Annotated in this window: 13 protein-coding genes, 4 tRNA genes and 1 pseudogene; 4 read left to right on the top strand and 14 right to left on the bottom strand. The window is 39.2% G+C overall.

Annotation, left to right across the window (positions count from 1 at the left end):
- Positions 1 to 246: 246 nt before the first annotated feature.
- Positions 247 to 2262: a winged helix-turn-helix domain-containing protein gene (locus tag PALI_RS00735; RefSeq protein ID WP_193154452.1), complete on the bottom strand. Its 2016-nt coding sequence runs from the start codon at positions 2260 to 2262 to the stop codon at positions 247 to 249.
- Between the two features lie 139 nt (positions 2263 to 2401).
- Between PALI_RS00735 and PALI_RS00730 the strand changes: the two genes are divergently transcribed.
- Positions 2402 to 4174 carry a CocE/NonD family hydrolase gene (locus tag PALI_RS00730; protein WP_193154451.1) on the top strand — a complete coding sequence of 591 codons (1773 nt, stop codon included), beginning with the start codon at positions 2402 to 2404 and terminating at the stop codon, positions 4172 to 4174.
- A 140-nt stretch (positions 4175 to 4314) separates the two neighbouring features.
- On the opposite strand, the pseudogene PALI_RS00725 reads toward PALI_RS00730, so the two are convergent.
- A pseudogene (locus PALI_RS00725) lies at positions 4315 to 4550 on the bottom strand (endonuclease III); the annotation flags it as partial.
- Positions 4551 to 4692: 142 nt separating this feature from the next.
- Here PALI_RS00725 and PALI_RS00720 point away from each other — a divergent pair.
- Positions 4693 to 5322 (top strand): M23 family metallopeptidase, encoded by a 630-nt coding sequence (locus PALI_RS00720; protein ID WP_193154450.1) that lies wholly within the window; start codon positions 4693 to 4695, stop codon positions 5320 to 5322.
- Between the two features lie 121 nt (positions 5323 to 5443).
- On the opposite strand, the gene nth is transcribed toward PALI_RS00720, so the two are convergent.
- The 12 genes from nth to PALI_RS00660 form a co-directional block, all read right to left on the bottom strand.
- Positions 5444 to 6076, bottom strand: a complete 633-nt coding sequence (nth, locus tag PALI_RS00715; protein ID WP_193154449.1) for an endonuclease III — start codon at positions 6074 to 6076, stop codon at positions 5444 to 5446.
- A gap of 46 nt (positions 6077 to 6122) precedes the next feature.
- Positions 6123 to 6821, bottom strand: a complete 699-nt coding sequence (locus PALI_RS00710) for an electron transport complex subunit E (RefSeq protein ID WP_193154448.1) — start codon at positions 6819 to 6821, stop codon at positions 6123 to 6125.
- Entirely contained in the window at positions 6818 to 7459 is a 642-nt protein-coding gene (rsxG, locus tag PALI_RS00705) for an electron transport complex subunit RsxG (protein WP_193154447.1), read from the bottom strand. Before rsxG ends, PALI_RS00710 begins: the two co-directional genes overlap by 4 nt.
- Complete coding sequence (gene rsxD, locus PALI_RS00700) at positions 7456 to 8514, bottom strand: electron transport complex subunit RsxD (protein ID WP_193154446.1); 1059 nt, start codon at positions 8512 to 8514, stop codon at positions 7456 to 7458. The genes rsxG and rsxD overlap by 4 nt, the downstream gene beginning before the upstream one ends.
- A complete protein-coding gene (gene rsxC / locus PALI_RS00695; protein WP_193154445.1) occupies positions 8511 to 10952 on the bottom strand; it encodes an electron transport complex subunit RsxC in 2442 nt (813 codons plus the stop codon). The genes rsxD and rsxC overlap by 4 nt, the downstream gene beginning before the upstream one ends.
- An 8-nt stretch (positions 10953 to 10960) precedes the next feature.
- Entirely contained in the window at positions 10961 to 11515 is a 555-nt protein-coding gene (gene rsxB / locus PALI_RS00690; RefSeq protein WP_007379057.1) for an electron transport complex subunit RsxB, read from the bottom strand.
- A gap of 1 nt (position 11516) precedes the next feature.
- Positions 11517 to 12098, bottom strand: a complete 582-nt coding sequence (rsxA, locus tag PALI_RS00685) for an electron transport complex subunit RsxA (RefSeq protein WP_008134172.1) — start codon at positions 12096 to 12098, stop codon at positions 11517 to 11519.
- A 253-nt stretch (positions 12099 to 12351) separates the two neighbouring features.
- Positions 12352 to 14295 (bottom strand): EAL domain-containing protein, encoded by a 1944-nt coding sequence (locus PALI_RS00680; protein WP_138586978.1) that lies wholly within the window; start codon positions 14293 to 14295, stop codon positions 12352 to 12354.
- 136 nt (positions 14296 to 14431) lie between these two features.
- A tRNA-Asn gene (locus PALI_RS00675) sits at positions 14432 to 14508 on the bottom strand.
- A 26-nt stretch (positions 14509 to 14534) separates the two neighbouring features.
- Positions 14535 to 14611 (bottom strand) — tRNA-Asn (locus PALI_RS00670).
- Between the two features lie 23 nt (positions 14612 to 14634).
- A tRNA-Asn gene (locus PALI_RS00665) sits at positions 14635 to 14711 on the bottom strand.
- Between the two features lie 21 nt (positions 14712 to 14732).
- Positions 14733 to 14809, bottom strand: a tRNA-Asn gene (locus PALI_RS00660).
- 1065 nt (positions 14810 to 15874) lie between these two features.
- Between PALI_RS00660 and PALI_RS00655 the strand changes: the two genes are divergently transcribed.
- Together PALI_RS00655 and uvrB are read left to right on the top strand one after the other, a co-directional pair.
- Positions 15875 to 17254, top strand: a complete 1380-nt coding sequence (locus PALI_RS00655; RefSeq protein ID WP_193154443.1) for an MATE family efflux transporter — start codon at positions 15875 to 15877, stop codon at positions 17252 to 17254.
- On the top strand, positions 17251 to 19245 hold the full coding sequence (uvrB, locus tag PALI_RS00650; protein ID WP_193154441.1) for an excinuclease ABC subunit UvrB: 1995 nt from the start codon (positions 17251 to 17253) through the stop codon (positions 19243 to 19245). Before PALI_RS00655 ends, uvrB begins: the two co-directional genes overlap by 4 nt.
- Positions 19246 to 19247 lie beyond the last annotated feature (2 nt).

The following is a 19247-nucleotide window of genomic DNA, read 5'->3' as shown; positions in this document are numbered from 1 at the left end:
AAAATTAAGCTAAAAAAACAGAGTGAATAGCAGTAACTGCGAAAGCTGCTTGCATAAAGTTTAAACTACGTAGTAAAAACTGCAGCATGCAGCCATTTTCATGCCCATAGCTCAGGTTTAAGGGTTAATGATTTCATTAATGGATGAAATAAAAGTAGCCCAGTAGTAAAAGATCAGTTCTTAACCTAAAAAGTGAAATAGCTTTGTTTGTTCAATTAGAGTGACTGTCTTGTTTAGTTTGTTGTTTTAGTCTTGATTTAGTGTTCTAAATATATCGCTGCTATGGCTTTTCATATGAGTATAATAAACCCCGTTTTCTACAATAGTTAATTTAGTAGGGTATACATTTTCTAACAATGATTCTTGTTGTTGGTTTGTTAAATTCATTTTAATAACATTCAATGAGTTGGATAAATTATCGAGGTAGTACAGGTGATCGTCTTTCACTTGGAAATTAAAGATACGGGTGTAATCAATCATATTAAACTTTGCCAAATTAATACGATTCTCGTTAATATAAAGCTCGTTATTTTGAGATATAAACGCTGTTTCTTTTGGATTTTTACTGTATTTAATATATGCCCAATCTTCATCAATTAAAGTGATTTCTTCAGTAATAATAGAGTAATGGTGAACTCGCCATTTGTCTTCAACTTTTAGGCTAAAAGCCAAAGTAGTTTCATCAAACCATGACATTCCCCGAGCCACTTGTTGTGGAATTTTTACGAGTTGAGCTTCTCTAGTACTTATATTTAACAGCTTTATGCCATAAGGCATTAACAAACTTAACTTTATATTATCAGGGGAAAATAGTAGATCTTGATAATGCTGGTGATCAGTAAACTGAGATATTTGGCTTCTAGAGTGATTATTAACGTTGTAAAGCCAAACTTGCGCTGTATTCGCCTCTCTCGATATATAGGCTAGCTGTTGATTATCATTTGAAATATTGGGTAATCGGTCAACAACAGAAGAATCAATAACAGCCACACTGGTTTTTAACTTTTCATCATAAAAGCTTATATCAAAGTTAAGCAGGCTACCGCTGTAGATATAGTCCGTACTGTTATTTATACGGCTGACTGGACTTATAAGATGAGTACTATTTATAATTTTTGTAGTGTTATTACCTGTAAAGTCCGTTTCAACCAAACTCTGATTAGGGTAAGGGCCCATCACCACAATTTTATTGCCTGTATGATTGAAAATCGCACAGCAAATATATTCGTCTTTTTTAAATAAATAAGTAGAAGTATTTTCTTTTAAGTCCAGCAGGTAAAAAGCGTGCCATTGCTGCTCGTCAGGAGTCGAAAGTAGTAATTTGTCTTCATTTGGATGTAAATCAAAAAAAATGTGCCCTGCATTGAAAGGAGGAGGTTGATTTAACTTTTGTTTATAACCGCTCTGAATATCCAATGTGTATAATAAATAAGGCTGCTCAGGCGTTCTTCTTTCACTGTAGACAATTTTCGAATTGTTATGATTATATGACACTCGACCATAGCTGCCAATTGGACAATTATGTATAACCTCTTCCCTGCTTATTGCGTTGTCCAATAGAAATACTCGTTTAATTTGGCAAACAGCACGATTGTTATACATATAAATAATATTAGTGCTATCTGCTGACCAAGTTGCAGAACTCGCATCGCCTGCATTATTATTTAGCTGAGAAATAGCGCCTGTGGCTGTATTCTTAATAACAAGTTTTTTCCATCCCTTATTTCGGCTGCTGTAACTTAAAAATTTACCGTTAGGAGATATAACAGCATCACTTTCTAACCCTGCATCTCGTGTTAATGCCGTAACAGTTTTTAGTGGTTTAATCTCTGGTGTGTTAAATACTAATACTAAATAAGTCGCGGCTATTAGCAGAAAAAAAGTGGCTACTTTCCATTTGTATGACGGTTGACTTAAGTCTGTGCTTTCAAGTTTACTTGGCTCGATCAAATTTGTAGTAGCAATTAATTTATAACCTATACGCGGCAAAGTTTGAATGAATTTTGAATTTTTTGCGTCATCACCGAGTGCTTTTCTTAGCTTAGTAATAACCCGATTTACTGCATTATCGGTAACAATTTGTCCATGCCATACGTTATCAATTAATTCATTTCGGGTGATCTGTTGATTAGCATGCTTGCAAAAATAGGCTAAAACTCCTGACTCTCTAACTTCAAGCTCAATGGTGTGTTTTTCGAAAGAAAGTGTCTGTTCTACCTCTGAAAATATTATGTCATTGATTTTGTATGTTATATCAGCCATTCAAAAATATCTTAGTTTAATTGTTAAATAGAATTATACCTTAAATCACAACTAATCATCATTAATCATCGACAAATCACGACTCTATTTTATTTTTTAGATATTGTTCAATTCTCTTTAATAACACATTGACTACATAATGATATTAAAAAATATAATCTATTTGAGTCTTTACTGCTTTATAACTATTTTCACGCAAACAGCGTACGGAACAGAGTCTTCTCAAGATAAAAAAGTAACTCATAGTGAAGATTTCATCATCAAAACTGATGTATTGATAAAAACGACTAGTGGAGCAACACTTTCTGCCGTTATTGTTCGTTCCAATAGTATGGAAAAGCCTCAACCAACAGCTTTACAGCTTCATATTTATGCTGATGTAAAGGAACATATTAAAACAGCAATAAATGCCGCCAAACACGGTTATATTGGCATTGTTGTTGACACCAGAGGTAAGCGGTTAAGCCCAGACCAAATTATTCCGTATGAACATGATGCAAAAGATATTAATGACGTAATTGACTGGATAAGTAAACAAGACTTTAGTGACGGACGTGTTGCTATGTATGGCGGTAGTTATTTGGGGTTTACTCAATGGGCCGCAGCTAAACATATGCATCCAGCTTTAAAAACAATTGTACCTTCTGTTGCCAACAACCCGATGCAAGGTTTGCCGATGGAAAATAATATTTTTATTACGCCTAATTATCAGTGGCCGTTTTATGTAATGAATAACAAGACATTAGATAATAAGATAAACAATGATAGGGGCTATTGGAATAAAGCGATAAATGACTGGTATTTGAGTGGTCGTTCATATCGTGATATCGATAAAATAGAAGGTACACCAAACCCTTTATTACAAAAGTTTTTAAATCATCCCTCTCACGATGATTATTGGCTAGACATGGGGCCAAGGAAAAATGAATACAGTGAAATCAATATCCCTATCTTATCTATAAATGGTTATTATGACGATGGTCATATATCCGCATTATATTATTTAAATCAACATTTAAAATATAATAAAAACGCTGTACATTACTGGGTTATTGGCCCCTATAACCACTTTTTTAGTAAATCAAAAACAATTAATGGTTATCAGAAAGATCCCAGAGCAGTATTAGATCGAACAGAACTTGCATTTCAATGGTTTGACTATGTTTTAAAAGGTAAAAAAAAGCCTGATTTAGTTAAAAGTAAAGTTAACTATCAACTGATGGGGGACAATTCTTGGCAGCATGCGAATTCATTGGCAGAGCTAAATAATGACTATCAACGCTTTTACTTAAGTACTAAGAAATATAAAAGTACTTACCTATTAACTAAAAAAATTAGCAGCAAAGTAGACTCATTGAAGCAAGTTGTTGATTTAGCCGATCGAACAACAAGTACTAATACCGAATCCTATTATTGGCCAATTATCAAAGAACAACTAACTGACCCAACAGGTTTTACTTTTGTGAGTTCTCCATTTGAACAAGATACTTCAGTACACGGTAGCTTTTCTGGTGAAATAAAAGTAAAAATTAATAAAAAAGATTTTGATTTGGGTATGACGTTTTATGAGTTAACACCTAACGGAAAGTACTTTGAGCTTTTGTATTATATTGGTCGAGCTAGTTATGCAAAAGATCCTAGCACTCGACAATTACTTACCGCTGGTAAAGTAGAAACAATTCCTTTTAAAGATACTCGTATGACAGGTAAGTTATTTAAAAAAGGAAGCCGATTAGTCGTCGTTTTGAATGTCAATAAAAATGAAATGGCTCAAATCAATTTTGGTACAGGAAAAGATGTTAGCGATGAAACCAATGCAGATGGTGCTATACCGCTTGAAATAGAGTGGTTAAATAGCAGTTTCATTAATATACCTATGAAGGTTATGAATCGAAAAGTACATAAAGAATAATTATTAAAGGGAGTTTCCTTGTGCCTTCTCTAGGCTCTTAGTTAACCTTAAAATCGAATGTGAACGGTAGCTATGAGCTGGGAGCAGACCATCAGGTTATCACCTTCAAAGTCTGTTTATCGCTCTAAACGAAATTAAGGTTATTCAGTCTTATCTTTAAATTCACACAAGTCTTCATAATACAGCTGCCGCATTTTGGTTTGCGGGCTGTACAAGTATAACGCCCGTGTAGAATCAGCCAGTGATGTACATCGACTTTAGATTCAGCTGGTACAACCTTTAAAAGTTTTTTCTCAACCTCGACTACGTTTTTGCCCATCGCAAATTTGGTACGGTTAGATACGCGGTCAATATGCGTATCTACCGCGATGGTAGGCTAGCCAAAATATAATTAAAGTAGATTGAAAGCTTATTTTATTTGGTATCTGCTTTTTCTCAGATTGGTAGTTTAATTTTCAACACCTTTAAACCTTTGTGGTACTTTAAGCGACTAATACAGTTTATAGAGGAAAGTATTGATGAAAAAATTTGTTGTAAGCTCGTTATTAATCCCTATTTCTTTAGCTGCTTGCTCAAAGCCGGTGGTCGATTGCACTGTATTTCCAGATCTAGAAAATTCAGTCTATTTGTTACCTTACGAAGTGGGCACCACAAGAAGTGTTTATGCTGCTACAGAGCATTATCGCGCCTCGAATAATGGGGTAGGTACTTTTGCAATAGATTTTGTAATGCCTATTGGTACTAAAATAGTTGCATCTAGAGAGGGTGAAGTCGTAAGTGTTCGAGAGGTTTTTGAAGATGGAAATAATAAAGATTTGGAAGAAAATTATATCTTTATTCAACATGATGATGGCTCAGTAGCAAGATATTTCCACCTTACAGAAAATGGCTCCTTTGTATCAAAAGGAGATAAAGTAAAAGCGGGAGATATTATAGGGTTAAGTGGTAATACCGGACAAAGTGGGGGCCCTCACTTGCACTTTGATGTTCAAAAGTGTGGACCAAATTTACCACCCAATTATAATGTCCTTCCTTGTGGTCAAACTATTCCAATTACTTTTAAGAATACACATACTCATTCTTGTGGATTAAAGAGCGGATCGGAATACAAAGCGTTTAAATATGATGATAAAAGGGGAAAACTCTAACTAACCTTAGTTTTATAGTTAACAATATTGCGCTTAAAAGATTTATTTGCTCAATGGACCGATATTTCAATGCTAAAACAGATCAGAGTATAACATGTATAACTTTGATCTTGACTCAAACCTACTCAGTCTTATCTTTGAACTCACATAAGTCTTCAATAATACAGCTGCCGCATTTTGGTTTACGTGCTACGCAGGTATAACGCCCATGTAATATTAGCCAATGATGCACGTCTACTTTAAATTCAGCAGGCACTACTTTTTCAAGCTTTTGTTCTACGGCGACAACATCTTTACCCATAGCAAGCTTGGTACGATTAGAAACACGAAATATATGTGTATCCACGGCTATTACAGGCCAGCCAAAGGCGGTATTGAGTACAACATTAGCTGTTTTACGGCCAACGCCTGGAAGGGCTTCTAGGGCTTCACGATTTTCTGGCACGATGCTGTTATGTTCATCTACCAATATTTGGCACATTTTATACACGTTGGCCGCTTTTGAATTAAATAAACCGATTGTTTTTATATAATCACGCAGTGTGTCGTGGCCTATATCTAAAATGGCTTGTGGTGTATTGGCAACAGGAAATAGTTTTCGGGTTGCTTTATTAACACCGACATCGGTTGCTTGTGCTGAAAGTGTTACGGCTACCAGTAATTCGAACGGGCTTGAATATTCAAGCTCGGTTTCTGGGTGTGGGTTGTTATCGCGTAAGCGAGACAGTATTTGGTGACGTTTTTCTTTATTCATGCAACTTAAAACGCATTAGCTTTTGCTAAGTTAATGCGCTTTCCCCTTAAGTTAAACTAGTAACACGTGCACGAGGGCCTTTTTCAGCCTCTGGCGGTGCGATTTGTTTTGATTTTATTTGTGCGTCTATTACGTTTTTAGCCGCAATAAGCAGCCCTAGGCCTAAAAATGCGCCGGGTGGCAAAATGGCGAGTAAAAATTGGTTATCAAAGCTAAATACTTCAATGCGTAAGCTTTGTGCCCACGGGCCTAGTAATAAATCGGCGCTGTCGAATAACGTACCTTGGCCAATTAGTTCACGCATAGCACCTAAAACGACCAGCACAATCATAAAGCCCAAGCCCATCATTAAGCCATCAAAGGCTGATAGGTGAATTGGGTTTTTAGATGCGTAGGCTTCAGCACGGCCAATAATGGCGCAGTTAGTAACAATCAACGGAATGAAAATCCCTAATGATTGGTAAAGCCCAAATGTATAGGCGTTCATGAGTAACTGCACTATGGTTACAAAGCCTGCGATGATCATGACAAACACCGGAATACGAATATCTTTTGGTACCCAGTTTCTTACGATTGATACGCTTACGTTAGAGCCGACTAAAACAAGCAGTGTTGCAAGCCCTAGGCCCAATGCGTTAGTGATTGTAGAAGTAACAGCTAGCAGCGGGCACAGGCCTAACAGCTGCACTAGGGCAGGGTTGTTTACCCATACACCTTCTTTATATAATGTTTTTAATTCGCTCATTTAGTTACCTCTGCACATGTGGCGTTAGGTGCCGCAAAAATAGCATCAAATTCACTCTGTGCGAACAGTACTGCGTTTTTTACTGAGCCAACCACTGCACGAGGCGTAATGGTGGCTCCTGTGAACTGATCAAATTGTCCCCCGTCTTTTTTAACAGCCCAGCGAGCATCGTTTTCGCTTTGCACTGTTAAACTTTTAAAGGTGGTGATCCAAGAGGATTTTTTAACTTCTACCTTATCACCTAAACCAGGGGTTTCTTCGTGTTTAGTGGTGCGCACGCCTGCAATAGTACCATCACTTAAAACGGCCGTTAGCAAGTTAATGTCACCACTGTAACCACTTGGCGTGACATGCCTTACAACAAGGGCAACGGGTTTGTTATTTTTGCGGGCGCGATAAATTATTTGATTAGCATAAGGGCCTAACCGTTCATCTGAAATAATAACGCAATCGGTTGAAAGCGCGTTATCGTAAGTACTCGGGTCAAGCACTTCTTGCAATTGAGACGTCAGATGTAATTGCTCTTGTTCGGCAATTTTATCGGCTGTTAATGCATTAATTGACGCAACGAGCCCCGTGGTTACAAGGGCAAATGCGGTTAAAATAGCGCCATTTTTAGCCATAGATGAAATAATCATTTTACTGCTCCATGCCCATAAGTACGTGGTTGCGTGTAGTAGTCAATCAATGGCACTGCAATGTTTAATAACAGCACTGCAAACGCAACGGCATCCGGAAAACCACCAAAAGTACGAATTAAATACACAAGTAGACCAATTAAAGCACCGTAAATTAAACGACCTTTATTAGTTGTTGCGGCTGAGACAGGATCGGTCGCAATAAAGAATGCCCCCATCATAGTGGCACCACTTAATAAGTGAAATATTGTACCAGGCTCAGTTCCTGGCGCTGCAATATAACCAATGGCGCTGCACATAGCTAAGCTTGCAATAAAGCTCACTGGGATATGCCAGTTAATGACTTTTTCTTTAAGTAGGTATAAACCACCGGCTAAAAAGCCTAAATTAACCCACACCCAGCCAAGGCCTGCCCATTCATTAAATAATGATTTTTGCATGCTTTCGGTCACCGTTAAGCCGTGGCCAATATCGGTTTTAATAGTATCAAGAGGTGTTGCCATCGTGATGCCATCAATACCTGCACGGACTTGGTCTAAGCTGTAACCAAGAGAGGTGAAGTCGGTAAATATTATGCGCAGTTGTTCAGTAAATCCAATCGGGTTATTTAATAAATCAGTCACTGGTAACCATGAGGTCATTTGCACCGGAAATGAGACTAATAACAGTACATAGGCTGCCATTGCAGGGTTAAATAAGTTAAACCCTAAGCCGCCATATAATTGTTTAACGATAACAATAGAAAATAAGCAACCAATAATAATTATCCACCACGGGGCTAAAGGCGGAATGCTTAACGCTAATAACACAGCGGTTAGCCACGCACTGCCATCACTTAATGCAGGCCAAATAGGGCGCTTACGCAAAAACATTATGGCCGCTTCAAAAACCGTTACTGCAGTTAATGCCAGTACTAACTGAATGAGCACGCCAGTGCCAAAAAATACAACTTGAGCAATGAGTCCAGGAATACACGCAGCTATAACGGTGAGCATTAATCGCGTTAACGATTTATGACTGTGATTATGCGGCGAACTGGCCATGGTTAATTTCATGACTGATCATTTCCTTCTTTTTGTAACTTTTTGGCTTTTGCTCGGGCAATAGCGGCAGCAACAGCTGCTTTTTTCTTATCGTCGCTTGATTTAGGTACGTTAGCGTCAATAGAGCTAGATGAATTGTCAGTATTATCGGGTGCGCTTGGTGTTTCTGCGTCTTGAAGTGCTTTAGCCGCCTTTTTGGCTTTGGCACGGGCAATCGCAGCGGCAACGGCTGCTTTTTTGTCATCAACTGGTGCGTCGGTTTGCGGCGCTTCACTAATGGCAGGCTCTGCATTTTCTAATGCTTTAGCTGCTTTTTTCGCTTTGGCGCGTGCAATAGCAGCGGCAACGGCTGCTTTTTTGTCATCAACTGGCGCTTCGCTTTGTGGCGTTTCACTAACGACTGGTTCGGCGTCTTCTAATGCTTTGGCCGCCTTTTTGGCTTTGGCGCGTGCAATCGCAGCGGCAACGGCTGCTTTTTTGTCATCAACTGGCGCATCAGTTTGTGGTGCTTCACTCACGGTTGGCTCTGCGTCTTCTAATGCTTTGGCCGCCTTTTTGGCTTTGGCGCGAGCAATAGCAGCGGCTACCGCAGCTTTTTTATCATCAACTGGCGTATCAGTTTGCGGCACTTCACTCTCAGCAGGCTCAGTAGCTTCATTTGCTTGCGCTGCTTTTTTAGCTTTAGCGCGGGCAATAGCAGCGGCAACGGCGGCTTTTTTGTCATCAACTGGTGCATCGCTTTGTGGCGTTTCACTCACGGCTGATTCATCTGTTTGAGATTTTTGATCTTTATATTTTCGCGCTTGTTCTTTACGAAGTGCGCGTTCTTTTGCGACTTCACTATTATCAGGCTCTAACTCAGCTGATTGATCGCCGAGTTTTTTAGCTTTAGCACGGGCGATAGCGGCAGCAACAGCCGATTTTTCATCGCCATTATCTGATTTACTTTTAACGCGGGCTAGCGCATCAGCCACTTTTTGTTTCTCGTCAGCTGATTTAGCCGCAGGCTTGCGTTTATGACGGTTTTGCCTTTCTTCTTGCTCGCGATCTAAGCGCTCTTTACGTGCATCAAAACGCTCTTTTGCGCGATCGGCTTTAATTTTATCAGCCTGTTGTTCTTTTATTTCCATTTTGGCGACACGGTAGTATTGCACAAGTGGGATTTCACTTGGGCAAACATAGGCACATGCACCACATTCAATACAATCAAATAAATTGTGTTCCTGGAGTTTGTCGTATTCTTTTGATTTAGCAAACCATTGTAATTGTTGCGGTAATAAAGAGGCAGGGCAAGCATCAGCACACGCACTACAGCGAATACAGGCTTTTTCAGGGCCAGGCTCTGCAAGTTCTTTATGATCAGGCGCTAGTATGCAGTTAGTTGTTTTTACAACGCCAATACGGACTGTGGGCAGAGTAAAGCCCATCATCGGGCCGCCCATAACAACGCGTTGCTGTGGTACAGGTGAAAAACCTTGGCAATCAAGTAAGTGTTTTATTTCAGTGCCTAATAAAGCCCACACATTACCTGGTTTATGAATAGTATTACCCGTAACAGTCACTACTCGTTCAATGAGTGGCTTACCTTCGTACACAGCTTGCTGCACGGCAAACAATGTACCTGTGTTGTGTACAAGTACGCCAATGTCAGCCGGTATGCCGGCGCTTGGCACTTCACGATTAGTGAGTAACTTAATAAGTTGTTTTTCACCGCCCGATGGGTAAATAGTCGGGACCGTTTGCACAATTATTTTTTCGTTATGCTCAGCCGCCTTACTCATCGCTATGATAGCTTCGGGTTTGTTATCTTCAATGCCTACAATACATAGCGTTGGGTTTAGCAACTGTTGCATGAGTTCCAGGCCTTGAATGACCTCAATTGCATGCTCACGCATTAAGGTGTCGTCGGCTGTAATATAGGGTTCACACTCAACCGCATTAACAATCAAAAACTCAATCGGTTGCTTTGTGTCAGCTTTTATATAGGTAGGAAAACCTGCGCCGCCCATACCGCTAATGCCTGCTTGATGAATTATATTTACTAATTCGTCGTGACTCAGCGTTGTTGGATTATTAATTGGGTTAAGTGCCACCCATTCATCTTTACCATCTGGTTCAATAACAACACTTAGCTCTGGTAATGCAGAAGGGTGCGCCGAAGGCTGTGGAGCTATGTCAGTAATAATACCCGAACTTGGTGCATGCACAGGTACTGACCAGTTTGCAGTAGGAGCCGTTAAAGCTTGGCCTTTAAGTACATGTTGGCCTTTTTCGACAAGTAACTTACCGTTTGCGCCTATGTGTTGCTTTAGCGCCACTACGAGCTTATCGGGCAATGGTAGGCGCGTAATGCTCGCACTATTAGAGAGTGATTTTTGTTGTGGTGGGTGTATGCCGCCAGAAAATGGCCAAACAACCCCTTTTTTTATTTGTTCAAGTAACTTATCCACTCAAACCTCTAATCTATTTGTGTAACTGGAATAGCATCTAGCTGCCATTTCCAGTTTTGTTTAGTTTCGGCTACAGGCAGCATATCAATGCAATCTACAGGGCAGGGCTCAACACATAAATCGCAGCCGGTACATTCATCAATTAATACCGTGTGCATTTGGCGAGTAGCGCCTAAAATAGCGTCAACAGGGCAAGCCTGAATACACTTAGTACAGCCAATACATTCGTCTTCGCGAATGTAGGCTACTGTTTTTATTGGCTCTGCTTGTTCGCCGCCGGCAAGTGGTTTTTCATCAACACCCATTAAGCCTGCAAGCTTTTTCATGGTTGCTTCGCCGCCAGGTGGGCATTTATTTATTTCATCACCATTTGCAATTGCTTCTGCATAGGGACGACAACCAGGGTAGCCACATTGTCCGCACTGGGTTTGCGGTAAAATGGTGTCTATTTGCTCAACAATGGGATTGCTCTCTACGCGAAATCTTATCGCAGCAAATCCTAAAATCAACCCAAAAACCAGCGCTAGTGAGCCAAGCGCAATTAAGGCATAAAACAAGGTCATATTAAAATTTCACTAATCCGGTAAAGCCCATAAACGCCATCGACATTAAGCCTGCGGTTATCATGGCAATAGAGGCGCCTTTAAAAGGGGTGGGTACGTCAGCTGCTGCTAAACGCTCACGTAATGCTGCAAATAATACCAGCACCAACGAAAAGCCAACCGCAGCGCCAAAACCATACACTGCCGATTGTAAAAATGAGTGATCTTCTTTGATATTTAATAAGGCGACACCTAATACAGCACAGTTAGTGGTTATTAGCGGTAAAAATATTCCTAATAAGCGATACAGAGTTGGGCTCGTTTTACGTACCACCATTTCGGTAAATTGCACCACAACGGCAATCACTAAAATAAAGCTCATTGTGCGCAAAAACTCGATGTCGAGTGGAATTAAAATATACTGATTTACTAAATAGCTGGTAACAGAGGCGAGCGTAAGCACAAAAGTAGTCGCCAAAGACATACCAATAGCCGTATCAAGTTTCCCTGATACGCCCATAAAAGGACATAAGCCTAAAAATTGTACTAATACAAAGTTATTAACCAGAACAGTACCAATCAATAACAAGACATATTCAGTCATACGAGCCTCGCGCTATTAAAATCATAGGTATTATCCTTTTTTCTGATGTGATTAACAACATATGCAGTGATTATCATTTAAATAAACGATATTAATTTAAGGGGTAACAACAAAGGTGTAAAAATACTGTGATTTGTATGTGATCTTTACTTTAAAATTATGACTTTAATAGTACAAATTTATAAAAAACGATCACACTAATATATACTTTAAAACTAAAAAAGTAGGGGGATAAGTGTTTGGGAGGTGGCCGTTACATATCTTTAGGTTTTTCTATGTAATAGCCTTGTACACCATCTAAAAGAAGAGTCTCAACAATATGCTTTTCTTCTTGACTTTCAACACCTTCTGCAAACACGCTAACACCTATTCTGTGTGCTAAGTCGACCATAAGTCGCATAAAGTATTGATTGTTTTTGTCATCTTCTAAACCACGAGTGTAGCTTGCATCCATTTTAATAAAGTCAGGCTTTAAATCACGGAAAAATTTAAATGAGGTTAAACCAACACCAAAGCGTTCAACAGTAATACGAGCACCAACTCGATGTACCATATCAATAAAGCGTTTACTGGCTTTAATATTTTGTTGTAAACCAAATTCACTCACTTCAAAAATAAGTTTTGACGCAATGTGCGTATCTTTTAGCAAGCGTCGCTCTAACCAAATGACAAATTGATCATTATGCGCACTTGAGGCGGTTACATTCAGCCCAAAGTTTTTTTCAGAAAGGTTGCGAGTTTTTATTTTCTCAAGTGAAGAATCAATAATTAACTTATCTATATCTATGGCCATATCAAGCTTTTCGGCCATTGCTAAAAACGAAGCGGTAGGAAGCGTTTGGTTTTCTTCGGTTTTAAAGCGAACTTGAATTTCGGCATAGGCTTTACTGTTTTTACCTAAAGGCATAATGTTTTGCATAACTAAATGAACGCGCTTGGATTCAATAACTTCGTTAATTACTTTACGCCAGTTTTGATTACCAAAACCTGCACTTACATTGTTAATTAAGTCGGTTTCGCGTTGAACGTGCCATGCATTTACTTGTTTTGATTGCGCCATACTCATGGCGTTATCAACAATCGAAAGCAGCTCGCCTAACGGTTTGCCTTTTTCGTAGCCCACAATTCCCGTGTTAGCTACTGAGCTTAGTTCTTGGTTTTGTTGATACTGCGTAAAACGAGACTGTAAGTTTTCGCCAAAGCGCTCAGCTTCTTTCAAAGGCACATGAGGCAGTACGACAGCAAAATCAGAACTATTTAATCGAAACACTTGGCTGCCTGTATAAGTGCCACTTATGTGTTTAACTATATCTGCAACAGCTTTGACGTATTCGTCGCCTTTTTGGTAGCCACGTGTTTGATTTATAATTTGCAGTTCGCTACAGCGGATCATTGCGAGTGATCCGAATGTACTTTGTTCTACGTTTTCAATATTTTTTTCGTAATACTCAACAAACATATTGCGGTTGCCAAGTGCCGTAATTACATCTTTATACGCTTCTTGTTTAATACTTAATGCAGCATTTTGAATGTCGTCATTTTTTGACTTTAAAAAGTAGGACAAACGGTTAAAGCTCGGCACGAGATCTTTACCTAGCTTTTGCAATTTAGAGCCGTCTAATGCAATTTTTAAATCGTTACTTGCTTGGTTTTGGTTGATATAAATATCGATGACATCGGCAATAGTCATACTGATATTTCTATTCAAACGATAAAAAATAGATTTCATTAAAATAACAGGAATAATGACTAAAATAGCAGACATAAAAAACACAATAAAAAACGATGTTTGCAGTTGTTCGCCAAGATGCTGAATATTAATTGTAAATTCAACTTTAATATCGGCTGCGGTATTAACTGCAAACTGTGGTCGTACAGAATTAAAAACAGACTCTATAAACTGAGCAAACACAGGGAGGCGAGCAGGGGAGTTTATAGTGAATACTTCAGCCCCTTGGAAGTCTCTTAACGTAAAGCGTGAGAATGTTTTACCATCGGCAAGCGCGTTTTTTAAATTTTGGGCGGCTTCGTCATTAAAAGAAGAATTATCAATATATTTCGTTATTGTATTTTGCGCATTTATTTGTGCGTCGCTTACTGCGCTATCAAACTGAGCGGATATAAAGTAAGTTCCTGCAACTACGCATAATAGCCAAGAGATAAGTTGTATAAGAATAAGTTTTTTAAAGCCGGCCATTTTTAAGTCTTTTAATTCGAAAGGGAAGGGATCAAATATTAGATTAATAAACTAAGTTTAATGCATTCAATCATGCTTTAGTTATGGCGTTTATGGTAGTGTAATTTAAGAGGAATGTCTATGAAATTATTAGAATTGGCTCCCCCTCCCCGACTCGAACGGGGGACCTGCGGATTAACAGTCCGTCGCTCTAACCAACTGAGCTAAGGGGGAACTAAAGTAGTGCTGTTATTATGATTTGGCTCCCCCTCCCCGACTCGAACGGGGGACCTGCGGATTAACAGTCCGTCGCTCTAACCAACTGAGCTAAGGGGGAACTACATACCATAATCATAAACTTGGCTCCCCCTCCCCGACTCGAACGGGGGACCTGCGGATTAACAGTCCGTCGCTCTAACCAACTGAGCTAAGGGGGAATCGTTTATGGTTGAAAAACTTGGCTCCCCCTCCCCGACTCGAACGGGGGACCTGCGGATTAACAGTCCGTCGCTCTAACCAACTGAGCTAAGGGGGAAGCGTCTTGCCTTTCAACGGGGCGAAATATTAATGACCTCACCGCAAACTGTCAACATATAAAAGATCATAAATTGAAAAAAGAGGTTTATTCGTTGTTTTTATACTCAATCTGCGTGTTTTCTGGCTTTATTTAGATTTTTTTCCAGAAATTTTAGGTGCTAGAACACGATGTAAATTGCTTTTTTATTTAATTTATAGTGTTCATTGAGTAAATAAAATACAGCTTTTAAGTACTTAGTTAACGAAAGTCAGCTAAAAAACATAAAAAGAAGGTTTCATTCTTTTTATAAAAATAGTCTTTGTTCTTTTTAAATGAGCAGGTTTTTGTAAATCTGGTTTTAAGTACAATTTAAAATAAATTAATTTTTACGTAAAACAGTTCTCATTTTATACGCACGTTAAAGATAGCGAATGAATAGTTCAAAAATAATACAATCAATAACTTGCGGTATACTTATACAAAATTTATTTAGCCTAACACAAGTGATAATAGAGACTGTTTTACTGGTGAATGTGTTTTTTTGTTGAAATTGTAAAAATGGCATTAATAGAACATCTGATGTTGGTAAAGACTAACTAAAGAGTTTGGTTCTGTGAAAGCCTTTATAAATGCGGCTTTGAATGAGTTATCCACGGTTTCTGTGGATAACTCTGTTTATGAAACCTGAAGAACATTAGCGGCACTAGAGCTGTAGGGTGCTACACCGATTTCAAGCTTTTAAATCATTATTTTTATATCTATAAAAAACAATAGGTTAATCTTTTTGGTTTGTATCAGGGAACCTGATGAAAGAAATTATTCGTCACGATAAATCAAAGCATTGCTTTGTGCGAAAAAGCATCAGTAATAAGTGGCTGTTTGTAATAAAAGTAACGAAAATGTGTTTTAATTGTTTTTTAGGCTGTTAAGGCTCTATTTTAACAAAAATACGTAAAAATCCACATTAACTCTTTTTTAAAATCCTTACTTAAGCGGCTACTACAAATCTATTGATAAATCCGTGGCTTGAATTGCCTTGATGCTTTAAAATGATCAGCTCAGTAAAAGAGGCTAATTTATACCATGCGCGCAATTTCAAAAACTCAGACTCGCCCTGATTTACTAAATGATCCAATTCCTGCAACACTTAAAAAAATGACCATTCCGATGATTTTTGGCATGATCACTTTGATGATGTTTAATATTGTTGATACATTCTTTATTAGTTTATTAGGTACAGACCCACTTGCTGCCGTGAGCTTTACGTTTCCTGTTACGTTTACGGTTATTAGTTTGGCAATTGGATTAGGGATAGGCACCTCTGCGGTAATCGGTAAAGCGCTTGGCAGTAATAAAATAGATGAAGCGCGCTTTGATGCAAGTATTTCTATACTAGTGGCGTTTGTTTTAGTGCTTATTTTATCGTTTATTGGGTATTTGCTAATCGATCCCATTTTTACGTTATTAGGCGCAGGCCAGCAAGTACTTCCTTTGATACATGAATACATGAATGTGTGGTTTATTGGTAGTGTATTTTTAATTACGCCAATGATTGGTAATTCGGTATTACGTGCCAGTGGCGATACTAAAACGCCAAGTATTGTGATGGGCGGAGCAGGGCTTATAAACGCAGTACTCGATCCCCTTCTTATTTTTGGATTTGGGCCTATTCCAGCAATGGGTATCCAAGGCGCGGCCATTGCGAGTGTAATTGCATGGGGGGTTGCAGTCGTTATTATTTTATATGTACTGATAGTAAAAAAACGATTGTTGAGTTTAAAAGCAGGTTCTCAAACAGTGATCGGCGCTATTCGTAAAATGTTAAAAATAGGTTTACCTGCCGCAGGGGCAAACATGTTGACTCCAGTTGCAATGGCTGTAATGACTGCTATGGTTGCTCATCATGGTCCAGAAGCCGTTGCTGCATTTGGTGTTGGCAGCAGGATTGAGTCTATAGCCAGTATCCTTGTACTTGCTTTGTCGATGACACTCCCGCCGTTTGTGAGTCAGAACTTTGGGGCAGGTAAGTTATGCAGAGTAAAAGAGGCCTACATTGGTACTTTAAAGTTTGTAATGATTTGGCAATTCGTCATTTATATTATCTTAATTGCCCTTTCTGGCTTTATTAGCCAAATGTTTGGTAAAGAGCAAGCGGTTATAGATGTTATAAAACTCTTTATCTATACCATTCCATTAAGCTATGGCTTGCAAGGAGTGATCATATTATCTAATTCTTCGTTTAATGCATTACACAAACCAATGAATGCATTATTTTTAAGTGCTATTCGTTTATTTGTTTTCTACTTACCATTTGCTTATATAGGCAATGAACTTGCTGGTTTAACTGGCCTATTTATTGGTGCCGCGTTGGGTAATTTATTTACCGCATTAGTATCTTATAAGTGGTTTGTAAAAGAGCTTGAAGCTTTGAGCCGTCAATCGTTAAAGGAGTGCACTAATTGAGCGATCATTTTCAACTAAAATCACACTTTAAGCCAGCGGGCGATCAGCCCACGGCTATTAAACAGCTGTGCGAGGGATTAGAAGCTGGACTTGCGCACCAAACTTTACTCGGTGCTACAGGTACAGGTAAAACCTTTACTATGGCTAATATTATTAACGACTTAAATCGTCCGACAATAATAATGGCGCATAATAAAACACTAGCCGCACAGTTATACGGTGAGATGAAAGAATTTTTTCCTAAAAACGCCGTTGAATATTTTGTATCGTATTACGATTACTACCAACCAGAAGCGTATGTTGTGTCAAGCGATACATTCATCGAAAAAGACGCGTCTATTAACGAACACATCGAGCAAATGCGTTTAAGTGCCACCAAAGCACTGCTTGAGCGCCGCGACACCATTATTGTGGCATCAGTATCGGCTATTTATGGTTTGGGTGACCCTAAGTCATACATGAAAATGATGCTGCTTTTAAAAGTGGGCGAAAAAGTAGATCAACGCGACATGCTGCGCCGTCTTGCCGAAATACAATATACCCGCAACGACATAGATTTTAGCCGTGGTACTTACCGTGTACGCGGTGAAGTGGTTGATATATTTCCGGCAGAATCTAGCACCTTCGCAATTCGCGTAGAAATGTTTGATGATGAAATAGAGCGCTTGAGTATTTTTGACCCGCTTACTGGCGCCGTCGAAAAGCATATAATACGCACCACTATTTATCCAAAAACACACTATGTTACCCCGCGTGAAAAAATACTCGGTGCTATCGATAAAATACAAGAAGAACTCAAAGAGCGACGAGCCCAGTTACTCAGTGCCAATAAATTAGTAGAAGAGCAACGCGTAACACAGCGTACGCAATATGATATAGAAATGATGCGGGAGCTAGGTTATTGCTCTGGGATAGAAAACTACAGCCGTTATTTATCAGGTCGTACGCCTGGCGATCCGCCGCCAACATTACTTGATTACTTACCAGACGACGCATTAATGATTATTGATGAATCGCACGTAACCGTATCGCAAATTGGCGCTATGTATAAAGGCGACAGAAGCCGTAAAGAAAATCTTGTTGAATATGGTTTTAGAATGCCCTCAGCAATGGATAACAGACCGCTACGTTTTGAAGAGTTTGAAGCCATAGCACCGCAAACTATTTATGTATCGGCAACGCCAGGCGACTTTGAATTAGAGCGCTGCGTAGGTGAAATAGCAGAGCAAGTAATTCGACCTACAGGTTTGCTTGATCCACTCATAGAAGTACGCCCAGTGGGGGATCAGGTTGATGACCTCCTATCAGAAATTTATAAAAGTGTGGAGAAGGGCGAGCGGGTACTGGTCACCACATTAACCAAGCGTATGTCGGAGGATTTAACCGACTATTTAAGTGAGCATGGTGTAAAAGTACGTTACTTGCATTCTGACATAGATACAGTTGAACGAGTCGAAATTATTCGCGATTTACGTGCGGGAGTCTTTGATGTGTTGGTGGGTATTAACTTACTTCGAGAGGGCCTGGATATGCCAGAAGTGGCGCTAGTAGCGATACTTGATGCAGACAAAGAAGGCTTTTTACGCTCTGCACGTTCAATTATTCAAACCATTGGTCGTGCTGCTCGTCACTTAGATGGTCGCGCAATTTTATACGGTGATAAAATTACAAAATCGATGGCTAAGGCCATGGACGAAACAGCGCGCAGACGCGAAATTCAGCATGCTTATAATATTGAACACGGTATTGAACCGCATTCGTTAGCCAAAAAGATTCTTGATGCGATGGACATAGGCGAAGACGCTGGGCCTAAAGATAACCTTAGACTTGTTCGTAAAGACTCTAAAAAGGTACTTAGTGCGAAAGAAATTTCAGTACAAATTAAGCAGCTTGAAACCAAAATGCATGCATACGCAAGCGATTTAGAATTTGAAAAAGCGGGCTCCGTTCGCGACGAAATACATGAACTACAACAACAGTTGATTAATTAACA

The sequence above is a fragment of the Pseudoalteromonas aliena SW19 genome, assembly GCF_014905615.1.
GTDB classification, from domain to species: Bacteria; Pseudomonadota; Gammaproteobacteria; order Enterobacterales; family Alteromonadaceae; genus Pseudoalteromonas; species Pseudoalteromonas aliena.
This window is presented reverse-complemented; position numbering and strand designations above follow the sequence as displayed.